The organism is Geothrix campi, assembly GCF_024609265.1.
In the GTDB taxonomy this organism is placed as follows: domain Bacteria; phylum Acidobacteriota; class Holophagae; order Holophagales; family Holophagaceae; genus Geothrix; species Geothrix campi.
Genome location: NZ_JANHMP010000001.1, coordinates 1,408,757 through 1,426,775 on the forward strand (window position 1 = coordinate 1,408,757; position 18,019 = coordinate 1,426,775).

The following is an 18,019-nucleotide window of genomic DNA, read 5'->3' on the forward strand; positions in this document are numbered from 1 at the left end:
CCGTGTTCATCTGTGGCTTCAATCGCTTTTCGACCCAAATTCACCGGGTTCCCCGCCTACTTCGCGGGTTCCTTCGGGGGCTTGGGGGCCCAGAAGGCGGGGTCGCTGGCGACCACGAAGGGGGCGGGGTAGCTGAGCTTGGGGCTGAAGGCGAAGAGCTGGTTCTCCACGCCGTTGACCGTGTCCGTGAAGGCCTTCTGCATGGCCTTGCGGCCCTCCTCGCCCAGGGCGTCCTGGAAGGCTTTGTTGGCGGTATCCATGGCGTCCATGTCTGCCAGGGACTTCATGGGACGCAGCACCACGAAGGTGGGGGACCAGGTGCCGGCCTCCACTTCGTAGAACGCGAAGGAGGCGGGGAAGTGGCTCTTCTCGTAGGCGGCGAGGGCCATCTTCACGCCCTCCTCGAAGGCCACACCCATGCCCTGCTTGATGCGGAAGGTGCGCACCCGCATGTACCGCATCTTGCCGATCTCCACAGGCGGCCCGTAGCTCAGGTCCTTGCGGAGGGTGCCCAGGAAGCTGCGCGTGCCGCTGAGGTGGTCGCCGTCCTTCAGGGAGATGGCGTCGATCTCCTTCCTGAGGGCCGGGTTCTTGTCCGCCTCGGTCTGCTTGGCCTCCCAGTCCGCGTACGAACTGTAGCCCATGATGAACCAGGCCTCCGAGGGCCCCGTGAGCGAACTCATGCCCATGTAGTAGTCCGTGGACTTGCCCTTGGCGAGCACGCGGCCCCAGGCGGACTCCGAAGCCGCGTGGGCCGCGCCGTGCCCAGGTTTGACCTCCTCGCGGTAGAACATCATGAGGGGCGGCGGCGGCAGGGGACCGCTCTGGGCCTGCAGGGCCGTGCCGGCCAGGGCCAGCAGGGCCGGCGCCACGAGGAGGGCCAGCCGGGAGAGTCGCGATGAAAAGGGTGGAAGGTTCATGGCAGCCCACCTCCAGAGGGCGGCCCCGAGCGTAGTCCCCATTCATTGTCCGTACCTAGTAATTTTTATGTTGTAACACGAATGGTTAATCTTTTTAATACAAAAATAAACCTGCTGGTATCTAGCTTTAAACTGGAGGTTGGCGGCGGCCCAGCCGCAGGTGGAGCACGTGAGCAGGCGGGTCCGCCAGTCGCCGAAATAGTCCAGGATGAGCGCGGTCACAGGGCCTCCAGGGATGCAGATTCCAGTCTTTCCGCATCCCTTGGACAGCCCTTGTCCAGTTCAGGTTCCTTCCGGCTTGCCGACTTCCGATGAGCGGAAGCTCCGGTAGAGCAGCAGGTCGTAGAGGATCTTCAGGCCACCGGCGATGAGGAAGGGCGCGCCCGCCAGGGCCGGCACGGCCAGCAGGGGCCCCGCGAGCACGGGCGAGATGGCGGCGCCGGTGGTGCGGGCGATCCCCGTGACGCCGGCGGCGGCGGAGCGCTCGTCCGGGGCCACCACGGCCATGGTGTAGGCCTGGCGCGTGGGCACGTCCATCTGCGAAATGCTGAACCGCAGCAGCAGCATGGCCACGGCCAGCGGCAGGTTCGGCATGAGCGGCACCAGGATCAGCAGCACGTTCGAAGGGATGTGGGTGAAGACCATGGTACGGATGAGCCCGATCTTCCCCGCCAGCTTCACGGCATAGAGGCTGGAGAGCCCGGCCAGGATGTTGGCCGCGAAGAAGATGGAACCCAGGGCCCCCGGCGCCACACCGAACTTCACGTGGAACCAGTAGGCCACGATGCTCTGGATGACGAAGCCCCCGGCGAAGGCGTCCAGCGAGAACAGGGCTGACAGCCGCAGCACCACGCCCTTCGAGGCGTGCAGGCCCCAGCGACTGGCGTGGATCGCGGCGGGCGGCGCCTCCACGGCCGGCGACAGCCGCGTGAACAACCCCGCGAGGAGCAGTCCCACGGCGGCGTAGGCGAAGACCAGCACGCGGTAGCTGGCCACGGGGGTGTGGCCGGCGGCCTGGAGGGCCTGGGCGGACCAGCCCCCAGCCAGGGCCCCGATGGCGGTGGCGAAGGAGCCGGTCAGGTTGTACCAGGCGAAGACGCCGGTGCGGCGCTCCCCGGGCAGCACCTGGGAAAGCGCGGCCTGCTCGATGGCCAGGAAGGGGCCTACCTCGTTGCCGGAAGGGCTGATGACCCCGAAGGTGGCCGCCAGCACCAGCACGGTGAAGTCGCCGCTGAGGGCGAAGGGGATGCCCGCGGCCACCATGAGCGCCGCGCCCACCAGCAGCATCCTCTTCCGGCCCAGGCGGTCGGCGTGGAGGGTGATCCAGAGCGAGATGAGCGTGTCGCCCACCAGGGTCAGCGTGAGCAGCAGGCCGATGCGCCCCTCGCTGAAACCCAGGCCCGCCAGGTAGAGCACCAGCACCACGGACAGGAACCCGTACGAGAACATCCGCCCAGCCCGCGTCAGGAAAAGCAGCCGGCCGTCGGGGCCCAAGGCTGATTCCTGGTGGCCGTTCGAGCGCATGGAGCCTCCGGGGAGTCCCCCACTGTACACTTGCCCGGCCGCCGACCGGCATAGGGCCGCCCATGGACATCAAGCTCTCCCCCGATACCGAAAAGCGCCTGCACGGCGCCATCCAGCGCTTCGTGGCCGAGGAGTACGGCGAGATCCTCGGCGAGCTGGGGGCGGGGACCTTCCTCACCTTCTGCCTGAAGGAGCTCGGCCCGGCCATCTACAACCAGGCCGTGACCGACGCCCAGTCCTGCCTGCAGGAGCGCGTGACGGACCTGGAGAACATCTGCTTCGCCGAGGAGACCAGCTACTGGGACAAGGGCGGCGCGAAACGGATCCAACGCCGGCCCGACCATCGGCGGTAGCATCCGGTACCTGCCTCTGCAGCCCCGGACCCACCATGCCCCACTGCATCCTCGAAACCTCCAACAACCTCCTCGACCATCCGGACTGGGTGGACCTGCTGCGGAAGATCAACCGGGCCCTGGTGGCCACAGGGCTCTTCACCTCGGCGGACATCAAGAGCCGGGCCATCCAGCACGACCACTTCGTCATCGGCGACGGGGCGGCGGACCAGGCCTTTGTCACCCTGAACGTGCAGATCCTCAGCGGCCGCACGGACGAGGTGAAGGCCCAGATCAGCGAGGCCCTGCTCCAGGAGCTGGCGCGGGCCTTCCCCCGCAGCGCCGAAGGCATGCGCCTGAATCTCACCGTGCAGATCAGCGACCTGCACCGCGCCAGCTACCGCCGCCAGACCAGTGGCTAGGAGCCCCCGTGACCGAACCCATCACGCCCCGCCAATTGATGCTGCTCCAGCTGGTGTCCAAGCACCCGGACGTGGCCCGGGACCACCTGCTCAAGGCCGGGGCGACGGAGGCCGACCTGACCTACCTGGAGCGCCACGACCTCATCCGCGAACGGGCCATCGGGCGCTACCGCGTGTCCCACATGGGCCTGGCCGTGCTGAAGCGGAGCCTGTGAGCCCATCGGACCAGGAGGCCCCATGACCCGCATCCCCGTCGTCGCCCCCGGATCACCCGCACCGATTGGCCCCTACTCCAGGGCCGTGTGGGCTGGGGAGCTGCTCTACCTCTCGGGCCAGACACCCATCGACCCCGCCACGGGCCGGCTGGTGGAGGGCGATATCACGGCCCAGACCCACCGGGCCTTCGACAACCTAGAGGCCGTGTTGAAGGATGCCGGACTCACGATGGACCAGGTCATCAAGGTGAATGTCTACCTCACGACCATGGCCCACTTCCAGGGCATGAACGCCGCCTACGAATCCCGGTTCCAGACGCCCTATCCAGCCCGCACCACCGTCGCCGTGGCGGGGCTCCCCCTGGGCGCTTCCGTGGAGATCGAACTCGTGGCGAAACACTAGGGCCTGTCTTCAAAATGGATGCGAGCCGCGACGGGTCCAGCCGCGTGATCCAGGAGAAGTCGGTATGTCTCGTGTATCGCCACAGGCGATACCGAGAAGGCGGTGGCCGCAGGGCGATGCGGGACATCGTTCAAGGCCACCAACGTACCTGGGCGCGCGGCTGGCCCCGTCCCCCTCTCCCTATCGCAGGCCCCGTCTGGGGCCTGCTCCTGCCCGGCGTTCCGCCGGGCAGAGGGCGGAACCGGCAAGGGGCGGCGCCCGGCGCGATACTGCGTCAAGCTCCTCGTCAATAGTGCCGCTATTGCCATCGTCGCTTTCCTTGTCTCGCTTGGGCGGCGCCCCTTGCGCGGCCACACCCCATTTTGAAGACAGACCCTAGCAGCCGGACCATCCCAGCGAGAGAATGCCCAACCTGCCCGGAGCCCCCATGCCCCTGCTCACCCGCGCCGAAGCCACCCGCTACGAGGAGACCAGCCGCCACGCGGATGTGATGACCTTCATCGCCGGCCTGGAGGCCAAGGGCGACAAGCGCCTGCACATCACCTCCTTCGGCGTGAGCCCCCAGGGCCGGGAGCTGCCCCTGCTGGTGCTGTCGGCCCACGGAGTGACGACCCCCGAGGAAGCCCGCAGCCTGGGCCGGCCCGTGGTGCTGGTCATCAGCGGCATCCACGCGGGCGAAGTGGAAGGCAAGGAAGGCTGCCTGATGCTCGTGCGCGACCTGCTGGACGGCAAGCCGGGCCTGGATGCGGACCAGCTCCTTTCCGATCTCACCCTGGTGGTGGTGCCCCTCTTCAACCCCGACGGCAACGACGCCATCGACCCCGGCAACCGCAAGCTGCACCTGCCCAAGCTCACGGGCCAGCTGGGCCCGGACAGCGGCGTGGGCACCCGCGTGAACGCCGCCAAGATCAACCTGAACCGTGACTACCTGAAATACGAAGGCGCCGAGATGCGCCTGCTCCAGACCCGCGTGTGCCAGCCCTGGGCGGCGGACCTCACCATCGACAACCACGCCACCAACGGCTCGGTCCACCGCTTCTCCATGACCTACGACATCCCCCACACCGTGGAGAGCGGGCGGGGCGAGCCCATCGAGTACATGCGGAACCGCCTGCTGCCGCCGGTCACTGCGGCCCTGAAGGCCAACCACGGCCTGGACGCGGGCTGGTACGGCAACTTCGTGGAGGATGAGCGGGCCCTGGACGCGGACCGCGACGCCGAGCCAGGCACCCCTGTGCGCGAAGGCTGGATGACCTACCCGCACCACCCGCGCTTCGGCAGCAACTACCGGGGCCTCACCAGCCGCATGGACCTGCTGCTGGAGTGCTACTCCTACATCTCCTTCGCCGAGCGAGTCCGCACGGCCTATGCCTTCATGCTGGAGACCCTCAAGTACGTGGCCGCCCACCGCGACGAGGTGGTGCAGATCGTGGCCGAGAGCCGCACCCCCCGCGGCCGCATCGCCGTGCGCTACGGGCTGGAGGCCTTCGACCGGCCCGTGGAGATCCTCACGCGCACGCCCCGCACCCTGGAGGGCGCGCCCTCGACCGTGACGCTTCCGCACCTCGGCCGCTTCGTGGGCACCAAGGTGGTGGAGCGCCCGGCAGCCTATCTGGTGCCGCCCTCCGTCGCGACCCACCTGCGCCTGCACGGCCTCAACGTGCAGGAGGCGCTCGGCGCCTTCGAGGTGGAGGTGCCCGTGGTGGAAGTCCTGGAATCCGAAGGCGGCCGGGCCATCCTCGAGGCCGCCGCCGTGGGTGAGCTGTCCGTCTCCTGGCGGCGGGGCCCCCGCAAGGCACCTGCGGGCTGGTCGCTGGTGCCCACGGACCAGCCCCTGGGCGCCATCGCCGCCTACCTTTGCGAGGCCGAGAGCGATGACGGCGCCGTGGAGAACGGCCTGCTGCCCATGCCCACCCTGGGCGAGGAACTGGCCCTCTGGCGGGTGCCAAACCTGGGCTGAGGCCCTCCCGACACCAGCCACCCCGCCTGACCGGGTCGCCCACGCATCGGGCGATCCGGCCATCGGCAAGGTTAATCTTCCTAATACCAATCTTAACGATTCATCACAAAAAAAGTTTCAAAGCCTGTCGATTCCGCTGCCTCCCGTTCGACGCATGAGTAGAATCCGGGACCTGCCGCCACCTTGCGCGGAAGCCACCCCCACGGTTCACGCCTGCCACGCACCTGGAGGAGGTCCCCCATGCCCACCAGCACCCAACCCATTCCCATCCCGGCCGGACGGCTCTGGGCGGGCCGCATCCTCAGCGCCCTGCCCATCCTGTTCCTGCTCTTCGACAGTGTCGCCAAGCTGATGAGGCTGCCGCCCGTCCTTGAGGGCATGGCCAAGCTCGGCTACTCCGACACTGTCGCCAGCCCCCTCGGGATCACCCTGCTCGTCTGCGTCGTGCTCTACGCGATACCCGGAACCGCCGTGCTCGGAGCCATCCTGCTCACGGGCTACCTGGGCGGTGCCGTCGCCACCCATGTGCGGGTCGGCGATCCCCTGCTCTCCCACGTGCTCTTCCCGACCTATGTCGCCGCGCTGGTGTGGGGAGGGCTGTACCTGCGCGAGGCGCGGCTCGGGGCACTCGTTCCTTTCCGGAAGTAGCTCCGCCCCAGGAATCCCACCGATAAACCCAGGAGAACCATCATGCGATTTCTCTGCCTCTACAAGCCCAGCCGACCGGAAGGCACCCCACTCAGCGACCAGGAAATGGCCGGGATGAACGCCTTGATCAAGGACATGCGGGCTTCCGGCGTCCTGCTTGCCACCGAAGGCTGCATGCCAAGCGCCCTGGGCGCACGCGTTCGCCTCTCGAACGGAACGTTCTCCGTGACTGGCGGTCCCTTCCCGGAATCGAAGGAACTGGTGGAGGGCTACGCGCTGATCCAGGCGAATTCCAGGGCGGAGGCGATCGAGCACACCATGCGCTTCCTCCGGGCGGCGGGCGAGGGGGAGAGCGAGATCCGCCAGGTCTGGGAACCCTGATCCCACCACGCTCCAGACGATCGACTTTCCCAACCTCAACCTTTTCAAGGAGGAATGAACATGCGCGTCATGGTCATGATCAAGGCGACCCAGCACACGGAGGCGGGCGTCCTCCCCGACGAGCAGCTGCTGGCCGACATGGGCCGCTACAACGATGAGCTGGTGAAGGCCGGCGTGATGCTCGCGGGGGAAGGGCTCCATCCCAGCTCGAAGGGCGTGCGCGTGCGGTTCTCCGGCGCGGCGCGGACCGTGATCGACGGGCCCTTCACCGAAACGAAGGAGCTGATCGCCGGCTTCTGGCTCTGGCAGGTCCGGTCGATGGCGGAGGCCGTCGAATGGATCAAGCGCTGCCCCAATCCCACGGGCGAGGCGGCCGAGATCGAACTCCGCCAGGTCTTCGAAGCCGAGGATTTCGGCCCTCAGTTCACACCCGAATTGCGGGAGCAGGAGGAGCGCCTGCGCGCCCAGATCGCCCAGAAGGCCTAGGCGCACCAGCCCCATCCCAGCCACACCACCAAGGAGAGCATCCGATGCCAAAAATGATTTTCGTGAACCTGCCCGTCACCCATCTCAAGAAGTCGATGGCGTTCTACACGTCCCTTGGCTTCACCAACAATCCCGCGTTCTCGGACGAGACGGCGGCCTGCATGGTATGGAGTGAGGCCATCTACGTGATGCTCTTGACCCATGCCAAGTGGCGCACATTCACCACACGGGCCATTCCCCAGCCAACCTCCAGCGAGGTGATGCTCGCCGTCTCATGCGAGAGCCGGGAGGCGGTGGATGCGATGAACACTGCGGCGGCCGCGAGTGGCGGAGGGTCTGACGTCAACCCCATCCAGGATCTTGGTTTCATGTACTCCCGCGATTTCACTGATCCTGACGGGCACGTCTGGGAGGCGGTGTGGATGGATCCGGCCGCGGTCCCCCATGAGAATCAGCCCAAATGAGAAGACTCCGAATCATCGAACATATGTCGCTGGACGGCGTGATCCAGCATTCCGCCGATGACGGCGATTTCCGCCACAGCGACTGGACCGTGCCCTATCGGACACCCGCTGGCCGGGATGCCATGCTGGCGGCGTATGGCGGAAGCTTCGATCTGTTGCTGGGCCGCCGCACCTACGACCTCTGGTCAGCCTACTGGCCCAAGGCACCGAGCAGCCCGATGGCGGACCGCCTCAATGCGGCCACGAAATACGTTGCGACCCACCGTCCGGAAAGCCTTGAGTGGGGCCCGTTCGAGAGCCTTGGACCGGACATCGTCGAGGGCGTTCGCCACATCAAGGCGCAGGACGGTCCGGACCTTGTCCTCTCGGGCAGCTCCACGCTGACATCGACCCTGCTCGAACATGGGCTTGCGGATGAAGTCCTGCTGGCCGTCTATCCGGTCTTGCTGGGCACGGGGAAGCGTTTCTTTGCGGAGGGAACCCCGGCACGTTCCTTCGAGCTGGTCAGCACGAAGGCATTCCCGTCCGGCATCATCTTCACGACCTACAAGGTCGCTGGGCCCTTGAAGACCCTCTCCGACCATCACGATCAACAGGAGGCTTCCAAATGAGCAAGAACACGATCTGTCTCTGGTTTGAGCGTGACGCGGAAGAAGCTGCACGCTTCTACACAAAGATCTTCCCGCAGAGCCACCTCGGAGCCATCCACAAGGCCCCCTCCGACTATCCAGCTGGAAAAGCTGGCGACACCCTGGTCGTGGAGTTTGTCGTCGCTGGAATACCGTGCATCGGATTAAACGGCGGGCCCCAGTTCAAGCACAGCGAAGCCTTTTCGTTCCAGATCGCGACGGATGACCAGGAGGAAACGGATCGGTATTGGAACGAGATTGTCGGAAACGGCGGCCATGAAAGTGAATGTGGTTGGTGCAAAGACAAGTGGGGCATCAGCTGGCAGATCACGCCCCGCATGCTGACCGAGGCGATGGCGATGGGCGGCCAGGTCGCGAAGCGTGCCTTCGAAGCCATGATGCCCATGAAGAAAATTGACATCGCTTCCATTGAAGCGGCGATCCGAGGTTGATCGCCACCTTCCGGCCAGCTGCGCCTACCCCCTCGCCCAACAAGGCTGAGTCCGTATCGGGAGGTTGCGGCCCCCTGACAAAGCTGGTCTGATTCCCATGTGACGACATCCGACGCCCATCGAGCCATCGACGCCGTCTGGCGGATGGAATCCGCCCGGCTCATCGCGGGGCTCCTGCGGATGGTGCGCGACCTGGACCTGGCGGAGGAGCTCGCCCAGGATGCCCTCGTCGCCGCCCTCGAGCAGTGGCCCGGAACGGGGGTCCCGGAGAATCCCGGGGCCTGGCTCATGGCCACGGCCAAGCGCCGGGCCATCGACCGGCTGCGGCGGATCAAGCTGGCTGAGCGGAAGCACGAGGAGCTGGGCCGGGAGCTCGAAGCCCAGCAGGAGACGGCCATGGAGGCCTTCCACGCCGAGCTGGACGATCCCATCGGGGACGACCTGCTGCGGCTCATGTTCATCGCCTGCCATCCGCGGCTCCCGCCCGAGGCCAGGACTGCGCTCACATTGCGGCTGCTGGGGGGCCTGACGACCGGGGAGATCGCCCGCGCCTTCCTGGTGCCGGAGGCCACTGTCGCGCAGCGCATCGTCCGGGCCAAGCGGACTCTGGCCGAGGCGCGGGTTCCCTTCGAAGGGCCCCGCGGGGCCGAGCTCCGCGACCGCCTGGCCTCGGTGCTGGAAGTGATCTACCTCATCTTCAACGAGGGCTATTCAGCCACCGCCGGCGAGGACTGGATCCGACCTGGGCTCTGCGAGGAGGCCCTGCGGCTCGGCCGCATCCTGGCCGGGCTCGTCCCGCAGGAGCCGGAGGCCCACGGCCTGGTCGCCCTCATGGAGATCCAGGCCTCCCGGCTGCGGGCGCGGGTGGGGCCCGACGGCGAGCCCATCCTCCTGCTCGACCAGGATCGCGGGCGATGGGACCAGCTCCTCATCCGGCGCGGCCTGGCCGCCCTGGAACAGGCTCTGGCGCTGGCCCAGGCGCCGGGTGGCCCCCCGGGGCCCTACACGCTGCAGGCGGCCATCGCCGGCTGCCACGCACGCGCCCGCACGGCCGCCGACACGGACTGGGCGCGCATCGCCGCCCTCTACGAGACGCTGGCCCGCCTCACGCCCTCGCCCATCGTGGAGCTGAACCGGGCCGTGGCCCTGGGCATGGCCTCCGGCCCCGCGGCGGGCCTCGAACTCGTCGACGCGCTGGCTTCCGAGCCGTCGCTCCGGGAGTACCACCTGCTGCCGAGCATCCGCGGCGACTTCCTCGCGAAGCTGGGCCGCGCCAGGGAAGCCCGGGCCGAGTTCCAGCGGGCGGCCGGCCTCGCGCGGAACGCCCGCGAGCGCAAGCTGCTCCTCGACCGGGCCGCCGCCTGCGGCGACGCCTGAGCCTCTCAACCCCACCCGGAAGGAGATCCCCATGCCCTACATGCTGCTGATCTTGGAACCCCGCGACCAGCGCGCCCTCCGCGGCGAGGAGGCGGGCCGTGCCGTCTACGAGCGGATGGTGCGCTTCGCGGAGGAGTTGCAGAATCGCGGCCTGCTCGTGACCACCAATTCCCTCCACTCGGACCGCGAAGCCGTGCGCGTGCAGGTGCGGAACGGCAAACCCTCGCTCCTCGACGGCCCGTTCGCCGAATCCAAGGAGATGGTGGGCGGCTTCTTCTACCTCACCTGCCAGACCCGGGAGGAGGCGGTCGCCATCGCCCAGACCTGCCCCGCCGCCGAGTGGGCCACGGTCGAGGTGCGTGAGACCGGCCCCTGCTACGAAGGCGCCTGAAGGCCGTGGTCCGCCAGCCGGACCGACCCTCGTGACCCAGACCTTCCGCGACCAGCCGACCCTTGGCCGATCCCCGCCTGGCGTTCACCGGTTCCCGCCTTGGTGATCTCCGGGTAGGCCGTAGATTGGACTGTCCTTGGAGGAGCCATGGCCGCCCTGCTCGCCCCACCCCATCCCGGTTTCTTCGCGGTCCTGGCCACCCGTCGCGCCTATACGACCCTGCTCTACCTGTTGTTCTCCATGGCCACGGGCATCCTCGCCTTCACCTATGCCGTGACGGGGCTGTCGCTGAGCCTGGGCCTGGCCATCCTGATCATCGGCCTGCCCTTCGCGGTGACCTTCCTGGCCGGCACCCGCCTGCTGGCCGTGGCCGAAGTGCACCTGCTGAAGGCCATGGTGGGCGCCGCGGGCTCCGAGGCCCCGGCCCTGCTGCCCGAGGGCGAGGGCTGGCTGGCGCGCCTGAAGACCCTGGTCGGCGACCGTCGCACCTGGACCAGCCTGCTCTACTTCCTGCTGCTCATGCCCCTGGGCATCGCCTACTTCACGATGCTGGTCACCGCCCTCTCGATGGGGCTGGGCCTGCTGGCCGTGCCCGTGCTGCGCCTGCTTCATCTCGGCGGCAGCTTCACCGGGGACCTGGGCGGCTTCGCCTGGGTCACCGCCCATCCGGGCCTGGCCGCGGCCGTGTGCGGTCTGGCGGGCCTGGTCCTCGTACCCCTCACCCTCCACCTTGCCCTGCTGCTGGGCCGCTTCCAGGTCTGGTTGGCCCGTCACCTGCTGGTCCGCTGACCCGTCGAAAGGAATCCCCATGGCCACTGACACGCAGAATCGCACCCGCACCGAGGAGATCAGGCTCGACGGCGGCAAGGTGCTGGACAAGATCAAGGAACTCATCCACCAGGGCAACATCCGGCGGATCATCCTGAAAAACGAGGATGGCAAGACCCTCATCGAAATCCCGCTCACGCTGGGCCTGGTGGGTGCCGCCCTGCTGCCGGTCTTCGCAGCCGTGGGCGCCCTGGCGGCCGTGGTCACCCGCATGGTGATCGTGGTAGAGAAGACCGAAGAATCCTGACCTTGCTTCCGGCAGGTGGGCACCCCCTCCAGCTAGGCCGCCAACCGGCGCACCGCCACCAGGGTGAGATCGTCCCCGCGGGGGGAGCCCTCCAGGAACTGCTCCAACTCCCCGCGGCAGGAGGCCAGGAGCTCGGGCAGCGGAAGCGCGGCCCCCCGACGCAGGGAGGCCGCAGCCCGGCCGATGCCGAATTCGCGGTCGCCCCGGGCGCCCTCCGTCCAGCCATCCGTGTAGAGCAGCAGGGTCTGGCCTGGCGCGAGCGTCAGGTCCCGTTCGGTGTAGACGGAATCACAGAACAGGCCGAGCGGAAGGCCCCCGCCTTCGATCGGCCGCACCCCGCGACCATCGGCGAGGAGCGGCCGGGGGTGGCCCGCGTTGGCGATCGTGAAGCGTCCGCCCCCATCCAGGCGCAGTGCGGCGAGGGTGGCGTAGCTGATCGAGGAGGTGGCCTCCGCGAAGAGCTCGTTGGCCCGCTTGAAGAGCTCGGGGAGCGTTTGCCCTGAGGGCACCAGCGCCCGGAACAAGGCATGCAGGTGGGACTGCAGCAGCGCGGCGGCCACGCCCTTCCCCGACACGTCGCCGAGAACCAGATGCAGGGGGGCCCCGGGCGCGGAGGCGGGAATGACATCCACGTGATCCCCGGACACCACCCCCCGAGGTTCCCAGAGGTAGGCCACTTCCCAGCCATCCTGAACCAGGTGGGTCGGCGGCAGCAGGGTGCGCTGGACCTTCCCGGCGGCCTGGAGATCCCGCTCCAGGGCCCGCCGCTCGGCCTCCGACAAGCATTCCAGACAGACCCGCACCAGGGGGTCCTCGCTCAGGCGGGCCGAAGAGATGGGATCGTGGCACACCGCGCAGATGCCCCAGGTGCCGACTTCGATGGCGCCGATGGCCCCATCCACCTGCCGCATCAGTTCCACCCAACGCTGTTCCTTCCGCGCGGAGGTCAATGCGGCGAGGTGGTCACGCCGGGCGACGAGCCGTTCGAGGGTCCGGGCCTCCAGCGGAGTCATGGCGTCCTCCCCACCGCGGCTTCGGCCTGTTTCCGCAACAACGCGATCTGGCCCGCATGGTAGGCGTTGTGCTGCAGGATCCCCAGCAGTAGCCCCCGAATGGTGGTGTCAGAGCCCGACCTCACTTCGTCGAGACGGACTTCCTCCAGCTCGTGGACGGCGGTCCACAACCGGCCATGGGCCTCCTCCAGGGCCGCGCAGGCCGCCTGCCAGGTGGCGTCGGAATCCAGCTTGGCGGGGCCCCAGTCCGAACCTGGCACGTACTGGGGCCGGTTGGCTCCCACGATCTGCCGCTCCGTGTCCTCAAGCCAGTACGCCAGGTGTCCCACGAGTTCTGCGATGGAGTGCGTGGCCGGGCCTGGGCGCCACTGGGCCAGGCGTCCATCAACGCCGGACAGGAGTTCCATCAGGGCGGGCCCGTGCCAGGCGCCCCCTCTGAAACCTCGCTCCAGTTGGTCCGCCAGGCGGGTGGGGGCAAGATCCTGTGACTGAGCCATGAATAACCTCCCTGGCCGAAGATGCAGGTTAATATGGAGCCGATTTCTAACCTGTCAATACATCTTTATGGGTTATAATTGAGCCATGGATGAAGCTCCTGCTCTTCCAGGCCAGGGCCCCTTTGAGCTGTCCGGGGGCGACCTCAGCCTGGATTTCGTGAACACCTGGGGCGACCGGGGCCGCCCCGATACCGACGACCTGAGGTCCTACGCCCACCTCCTGGCCTTCGCCCGGCAGACCGGCCTCCTGGCCCCCAAGGTGGCTGAGGAACTGGCAGCCCAAGCCCAGGCGGAGCCTTCGGCCGCCGAGGCCGCCCTCCACGCCGCCCAGGCCCTGCGTGAGGCCCTGTACGGCCTCTTCTCGACCCGATCCCATGGGCTGGAGGTACCCCCGGGCGACCTGGCCAGTCTGAACCGGGCCCTCCGGGAGGCCTTGCCCCACCTCTGCCTCGCCTGCGAGGCGGCTCCCACTTGGCGCTGGCGGGAGATGGAACGGCACCTCACCGCGCCCCTCTGGCCCATCGCCCGCGCCGCGGCGGACCTGCTGACCCGGGAGCCTCCGGCCCCGGTCCGGGAGTGCGGAGGCTCCCAGTGCACCTGGCTGTTCCTGGACCTCAGCCGCGGCCGCTCCCGGCGCTGGTGCTCGATGACCAGCTGCGGCAACCGGGAGAAGGCCCGCCGCCACTACCACCGCACGCGGAAGCAGGGTCCGGGGCCGGGTGGCCCCACCTGAAAGCCCGCCCCAGGGGCGGGGTGGAGCATTCTCATTGATGATGTCTAAATCTCCTTGCTTTCCAGGGATGGCAGTGAAAGGATGGGCCGCCTTTCCCATTTAAATAAGGAGATGACCATGAAAAAGGCAGCCACACTTGCCCTGCTCCTCGGCGCCCCCCTGGCGGCCCAGACCTTCGAGGTGGGTCTCTTCATCGGGCAGCAGCAGTACCCCTCGCCCCACATGGACGTGGCGCCCGGCACCACGCTGCGACTGGAGGCGGATAACAAGACTGTCGTCGGCGCCCGCTTCGGCTATTCGGTGGTGGACTTCGGCCCCGCCCTGCTCCAGCTCACCGCCGGCTACCAGCCGGAATCCAAATCCACGCTCAAGGGCTCCCTCGGCGGTGCGCCCCTGGGTGAAGGCGAGCTGAAGCAGAGTCACTGGTCGGCCGGGGCCATGTTCAACTTCAAGGCCCTCATCGCCGTGGGCGCGGGTCTTGAGTTCCGCTCCGAATCCCTGAAGGAGACCGGCGGGGACAGCACCACCTACAACCGCGTGTGGGCCCGTGTGAACGCCGGGTACGCCTTCCCCACCCCCGTGGTGAAACCCTTCATCGGCATCGAGGCGGCCTTCCCCCTCAGCTCCAAGAGCAACGACTTCGCCTCCACGGCAGATCTGCTGAAGAGCCTCGCCCCGAAGAGCCAGATCGGCATCTACGCCGGCATCCGATTCTGACCGCATCCGAGTCACCAGGGCCCGGCGGCGTTCCCACCGGGCCCACCCGGCTATGCTGATGGACCGGGAGGCCCACCAGCCATGCGCATCCTCGCCCTCGACCACCTGGTCCTCCGCGTCACCGACCTGGAGGCCATGACCGATTTCTACACGCGGGTGGTCGGCCTGGGTCTGGACCGGCAGGTGCCGGACCTGGGGCTCGTCCACCTCCGGGCGGGGCGCTCCATGCTCGACCTGATCTCCACCGCCGGGAAGCTGGGCGCGTCCGGGGGCGCGGCCCCGGGGGCGGAGGGCCGCAACCAGGACCACTTCTGCCTGCGCATCGACCCCTTCGACGAGGCCGCCCTGCGGGCCCGCTTCGAGGCCCATGGCATCGAACTGGGCCCGGTGCACCAGAACTACGGCGCCGAGGGCACCGGCCCGTCTGTCTACCTCCGGGACCCGGAAGGCAACGTGATCGAGCTGAAGGGGCCCTCGGCGGACTGAGCGGGGATCAGGCCCCCTTGTAGAGCGACTCGATGAGGGTGGCGTACATCTCGTTGACCACCCGGCGCTTCACCTTGAGGCTGGGCGTCAGCTGACCGGCCTCCAGGCTCAGCTCGTGATCGAGGATGGCCACCTTCTTCACGCGCTCGAAGTTGGAGAGCTGCTGGTTGATCTGTTCCACCCGCTCCATCATCAGCTGGTGCACCTCGGGGCGGGCCACCAGGTCGCGGTTATTGGAGAAGGGGACCTTCTTCTGGTGGGCCCAGCGGTGCAGGCTGTCGAAGTTGGGGATGACCAGCGCCGAGATGAAGTTGCGCCGGTCGCCCAACAGGACCGCCTGGGTGATGAACTTGTCGGTCTTGAGCAGCTCCTCGATGGGCTGGGGCGCGATCTTCTTGCCACCGCTGGTGACGATGATCTCCTTCTTGCGATCCGTGATCTTGAGGAGACCCCGGGCGCTGAGCTCGCCGATGTCGCCGGTGCGGAAGTAGCCCTCAGTATCGAACGACTCCGCCGTGCCTTCCGGATTCTTCCAGTAGCCCTTCATCACGTTGGGGCCCTGGACCAGGATCTCGCCATCCTCGGCGATCTTCACGTAGGGCTTGCCCTCCCAGCTGTCGTAGATGGGGCGCCCCACCTTGCCGGGCACCACCTCGCCGAACCGGTTGAAGGAGATCACCGGGCTGGTCTCGGTGAGGCCGTAGCCTTCGGTGATGGGCAGGCCGATGGCCCAGAAGAAGGCCATGACCTTGGGCGCCAGGGGCGCGCCGCCGCTGATGGCGAAGCGGATGTTCCCGCCGGTCTTGGCCAGGATCTTGTGGAAGACCAGGTGGCGGCTCCACCAGAGCTGGAACTGGATCCAGAGGGGGATCTTCTGCTTCTCGTACAGGTAGGGCACGGACATGTCGCCGGCCCACATGGCCCAGTGGAAGATGAAGCGCTTCACGATGCTGCTGGAGGCCACGCCCTCGCGGACCCGCGCGTAGATCTTCTCGTAGATGCGGGGCACGCTGATGATGATGGTGGGCTTGGTGGCCTGGAGGTCATCACCCACGGTGGCGATGCTTTCGGCGTAGTAGATGCTGGCGCCGATGCGGAAGGTGGAGTAGTGCCCAGCCATGCGCTCCAGGATGTGGGAGAGGGGCAGGAAGGAGAGGCACCGGTCCCCCTTCTTGAGCTGCAGCAGCTGAAGCGTGCGCTCCACGTTGGACACCAGGTTGCCGTGGGTGAGCATGGCGCCCTTGGGATCCCCCGTGGTGCCGGACGTGTAGATGATGGTCAGCAGGTCGTCCGCCTTCCGCTCGCGCGCCCAGGCGCGCACCTCGGGCCGCCGGGCCTCCAGGGCTTCGCCCTCGGCCATGAGCGTGGAGAAGGGGAGCACGCTGGGATCCGCGGGGATGCCATCCATCTGCACCACCCAGGTGAGGGCCGAGTCTGGGCCCTTGGCAGACAGGGCCTTCCGGGCCTGATCGGCTGTGGAGCAGAAGACGATACGCGCCTCGGAGTGCTTGAGGATGAAGGCGCTCTGGGGCGCGTTCAGGGTGGGGTAGAGCGGGACGGAGGGCAGGCCCGAGATGGCGCAGGCGTAGTCCACGACCGCCCACTCGGGCCGGTTCTCGCAGATCAGGGCCACGGGCTCGCCCGCCTTGAGGCCGCGGGCCTGCAAGGCCAGGGCCAGGCGCTCCACCCGCGTCTGCAGCTCCTGGTGGGAGATGGGCACGTAGACGCCGCCCTTCCGGTAGGCCAGGGCATCCGGGGACTGGAAGGCGCAGGCCTGATAGAACAGTTCGGCAATGGTTTGAACCATGACTGGCTCCGGGGAAAGGGGCTTGCTCCGGGAAGGAAATTCAGGGGGCAGGCCGAACCACCACGGTTTCGGAGGGGCTGACACCCCAGCTCTGCAGGAAGGGCTCGGGCACGGTCATCAGCCCATCGGCCAGGCCCGGTACGAAGCGCACCGCCTCGTGGGCCACGCCGCCGCGCCACTGGATCCGCACCTGGGTGATGAAGCCGTGGCTGTAGGGCTGCAAGCCCCGCCAGCGGGATTCATGGATGACGCCCAGTTCCACATGATCGCCCTTCTTGAAGAGGCCCGTCTTCATGGTTTCCACCGAGAGGGGCACGGCCGGCTCGAAGACCTGCAGGCGCTCGGCCTGCAGAAGGGCGAAGGCGGCCTCCATGACCGCCGTCTCGTTCAGCTGGGTGGTGGTCATCACCTGATGGAAATCCTGGTAGCCATCGAAATGCTGGATGGCCTTCAAGGCGTCGGGGGAAAGCTTCAGGCCCGCCGTGAGGGACGGCTCGGGCAGGAAGGTCCAGGGCACCGCATCCAGGGAGGGGAAATAGGCGCCCAGGCGACGGCGGGTATCCAGCGTGCGGGCGGATTCCATGAGCAGGTCGGGCACGCTCCGCCGGATGCTGCCCACGGGCTTGACCGGAACCGCCTGGAACTCGAACTCGCCCCGCTCCCAGGCCAGGAGATCGAAGGCCGCGGACTCCCCGGTGATACGGCCGCTCTCGGCGTGCACCACGGCGCCGCCACTCACATAGATGACGCCGCGGAAGCGGCCGTTCTGCATGATCAGCTGGCCGGTCTTCCGGTTCAGGTGGAGCAGCTGCACCACGTCCGTGATGCTGATGCTTTCGAGGAGCCCCCGAAGGTTGCTCATGCGCGCTCCGGGGCCACGAGGGCGCAGTGCCCCGCCGCTCCGCTGGAAGGGAGGAGACGAGGGGCGGGAAAGGATGAGTAGGGCATGGCCTGGGACTTACCAATCAAGGGGGGTTGATGGAGAAGTGGTCCATCATTGGAAGGCCCCCTTCAAAGCGGGTCAAGATGGTGAAAACAAGGGGGTCGCAGAACCAGTGGCAGCGGAACGGGCCCGGGGAAAACCCGG

24 protein-coding genes are annotated in these 18,019 nt (G+C 67.6%); 18 read left to right on the forward strand and 6 right to left on the reverse strand.

Features of this window, described 5'->3' with window-relative positions:
* Positions 1 to 56: 56 nt before the first annotated feature.
* Positions 57 to 920 (reverse strand): hypothetical protein, encoded by an 864-nt coding sequence (locus tag NOV65_RS06460; RefSeq protein WP_257305226.1) that lies wholly within the window; start codon positions 918 to 920, stop codon positions 57 to 59.
* 282 nt (positions 921 to 1,202) lie between these two features.
* A complete protein-coding gene (locus tag NOV65_RS06465; protein WP_257305227.1) occupies positions 1,203 to 2,444 on the reverse strand; it encodes an MFS transporter in 1,242 nt (413 codons plus the stop codon).
* A gap of 62 nt (positions 2,445 to 2,506) precedes the next feature.
* Here NOV65_RS06465 and NOV65_RS06470 point away from each other — a divergent pair, with 62 nt between their 5' ends.
* The 15 genes from NOV65_RS06470 (at position 2,507) to NOV65_RS06540 (ending at position 11,679) form a co-directional block, all read left to right on the forward strand.
* Complete coding sequence (locus NOV65_RS06470) at positions 2,507 to 2,797, forward strand: DUF2164 domain-containing protein (protein ID WP_257305229.1); 291 nt, start codon at positions 2,507 to 2,509, stop codon at positions 2,795 to 2,797.
* 35 nt (positions 2,798 to 2,832) lie between these two features.
* Complete coding sequence (locus tag NOV65_RS06475) at positions 2,833 to 3,198, forward strand: 5-carboxymethyl-2-hydroxymuconate Delta-isomerase (RefSeq protein ID WP_257305231.1); 366 nt, start codon at positions 2,833 to 2,835, stop codon at positions 3,196 to 3,198.
* An 8-nt stretch (positions 3,199 to 3,206) separates the two neighbouring features.
* Positions 3,207 to 3,413 carry a hypothetical protein gene (locus tag NOV65_RS06480; protein ID WP_257305232.1) on the forward strand — a complete coding sequence of 69 codons (207 nt, stop codon included), beginning with the start codon at positions 3,207 to 3,209 and terminating at the stop codon, positions 3,411 to 3,413.
* Between the two features lie 22 nt (positions 3,414 to 3,435).
* On the forward strand, positions 3,436 to 3,816 hold the full coding sequence (locus tag NOV65_RS06485; protein ID WP_257305233.1) for a RidA family protein: 381 nt from the start codon (positions 3,436 to 3,438) through the stop codon (positions 3,814 to 3,816).
* 427 nt (positions 3,817 to 4,243) lie between these two features.
* A complete protein-coding gene (locus NOV65_RS06490; protein WP_257305234.1) occupies positions 4,244 to 5,776 on the forward strand; it encodes a M14 family metallopeptidase in 1,533 nt (510 codons plus the stop codon).
* Positions 5,777 to 6,016: 240 nt separating this feature from the next.
* Positions 6,017 to 6,424, forward strand: a complete 408-nt coding sequence (locus NOV65_RS06495; RefSeq protein ID WP_257305236.1) for a DoxX family protein — start codon at positions 6,017 to 6,019, stop codon at positions 6,422 to 6,424.
* A gap of 42 nt (positions 6,425 to 6,466) precedes the next feature.
* Positions 6,467 to 6,805: a YciI family protein gene (locus NOV65_RS06500; protein WP_257305237.1), complete on the forward strand. Its 339-nt coding sequence runs from the start codon at positions 6,467 to 6,469 to the stop codon at positions 6,803 to 6,805.
* Between the two features lie 60 nt (positions 6,806 to 6,865).
* Positions 6,866 to 7,291: a YciI family protein gene (locus NOV65_RS06505; protein WP_257305238.1), complete on the forward strand. Its 426-nt coding sequence runs from the start codon at positions 6,866 to 6,868 to the stop codon at positions 7,289 to 7,291.
* 44 nt (positions 7,292 to 7,335) lie between these two features.
* Positions 7,336 to 7,755 (forward strand): VOC family protein, encoded by a 420-nt coding sequence (locus NOV65_RS06510; RefSeq protein ID WP_257305239.1) that lies wholly within the window; start codon positions 7,336 to 7,338, stop codon positions 7,753 to 7,755.
* Positions 7,752 to 8,366 (forward strand): dihydrofolate reductase family protein, encoded by a 615-nt coding sequence (locus NOV65_RS06515; protein WP_425250829.1) that lies wholly within the window; start codon positions 7,752 to 7,754, stop codon positions 8,364 to 8,366. The genes NOV65_RS06510 and NOV65_RS06515 overlap by 4 nt, the downstream gene beginning before the upstream one ends.
* Positions 8,363 to 8,836 carry a VOC family protein gene (locus NOV65_RS06520; RefSeq protein ID WP_257305242.1) on the forward strand — a complete coding sequence of 158 codons (474 nt, stop codon included), beginning with the start codon at positions 8,363 to 8,365 and terminating at the stop codon, positions 8,834 to 8,836. Before NOV65_RS06515 ends, NOV65_RS06520 begins: the two co-directional genes overlap by 4 nt.
* Positions 8,837 to 8,980: 144 nt before the next feature.
* On the forward strand, positions 8,981 to 10,213 hold the full coding sequence (locus NOV65_RS06525) for an RNA polymerase sigma factor (protein WP_306672049.1): 1,233 nt from the start codon (positions 8,981 to 8,983) through the stop codon (positions 10,211 to 10,213).
* A 31-nt stretch (positions 10,214 to 10,244) separates the two neighbouring features.
* Positions 10,245 to 10,604, forward strand: a complete 360-nt coding sequence (locus NOV65_RS06530) for a YciI family protein (RefSeq protein WP_257305244.1) — start codon at positions 10,245 to 10,247, stop codon at positions 10,602 to 10,604.
* A gap of 147 nt (positions 10,605 to 10,751) precedes the next feature.
* Positions 10,752 to 11,393, forward strand: coding sequence for a sensor domain-containing protein (locus NOV65_RS06535; RefSeq protein WP_257305245.1), 642 nt, complete (start codon positions 10,752 to 10,754; stop codon positions 11,391 to 11,393).
* Between the two features lie 19 nt (positions 11,394 to 11,412).
* The gene (locus NOV65_RS06540) at positions 11,413 to 11,679 is read left to right on the forward strand and encodes a DUF4342 domain-containing protein (RefSeq protein WP_257305246.1); all 267 of its coding nucleotides are present in this window, start codon (positions 11,413 to 11,415) and stop codon (positions 11,677 to 11,679) included.
* Positions 11,680 to 11,711: 32 nt separating this feature from the next.
* On the opposite strand, the gene NOV65_RS06545 is transcribed toward NOV65_RS06540, so the two are convergent.
* Together NOV65_RS06545 and NOV65_RS06550 are read right to left on the reverse strand one after the other, a co-directional pair.
* On the reverse strand, positions 11,712 to 12,692 hold the full coding sequence (locus tag NOV65_RS06545; RefSeq protein WP_257305248.1) for a SpoIIE family protein phosphatase: 981 nt from the start codon (positions 12,690 to 12,692) through the stop codon (positions 11,712 to 11,714).
* Complete coding sequence (locus NOV65_RS06550; RefSeq protein WP_257305250.1) at positions 12,689 to 13,189, reverse strand: DinB family protein; 501 nt, start codon at positions 13,187 to 13,189, stop codon at positions 12,689 to 12,691. Before NOV65_RS06550 ends, NOV65_RS06545 begins: the two co-directional genes overlap by 4 nt.
* Before the next feature lie 85 nt (positions 13,190 to 13,274).
* Between NOV65_RS06550 and NOV65_RS06555 the strand changes: the two genes are divergently transcribed.
* The 3 genes from NOV65_RS06555 (at position 13,275) to NOV65_RS06565 (ending at position 15,125) form a co-directional block, all read left to right on the forward strand.
* A complete protein-coding gene (locus NOV65_RS06555) occupies positions 13,275 to 13,922 on the forward strand; it encodes a CGNR zinc finger domain-containing protein (RefSeq protein ID WP_257305251.1) in 648 nt (215 codons plus the stop codon).
* A 117-nt stretch (positions 13,923 to 14,039) separates the two neighbouring features.
* Positions 14,040 to 14,639 (forward strand): hypothetical protein, encoded by a 600-nt coding sequence (locus NOV65_RS06560; RefSeq protein WP_257305253.1) that lies wholly within the window; start codon positions 14,040 to 14,042, stop codon positions 14,637 to 14,639.
* 81 nt (positions 14,640 to 14,720) lie between these two features.
* Entirely contained in the window at positions 14,721 to 15,125 is a 405-nt protein-coding gene (locus NOV65_RS06565) for a VOC family protein (RefSeq protein WP_257305254.1), read from the forward strand.
* 7 nt (positions 15,126 to 15,132) lie between these two features.
* On the opposite strand, the gene NOV65_RS06570 is transcribed toward NOV65_RS06565, so the two are convergent.
* On the reverse strand, positions 15,133 to 16,932 hold the full coding sequence (locus tag NOV65_RS06570) for an AMP-dependent synthetase/ligase (RefSeq protein WP_257305255.1): 1,800 nt from the start codon (positions 16,930 to 16,932) through the stop codon (positions 15,133 to 15,135).
* 40 nt (positions 16,933 to 16,972) lie between these two features.
* Positions 16,973 to 17,794, reverse strand: a complete 822-nt coding sequence (locus tag NOV65_RS06575; RefSeq protein WP_257305257.1) for a DUF4388 domain-containing protein — start codon at positions 17,792 to 17,794, stop codon at positions 16,973 to 16,975.
* Positions 17,795 to 18,019 lie beyond the last annotated feature (225 nt).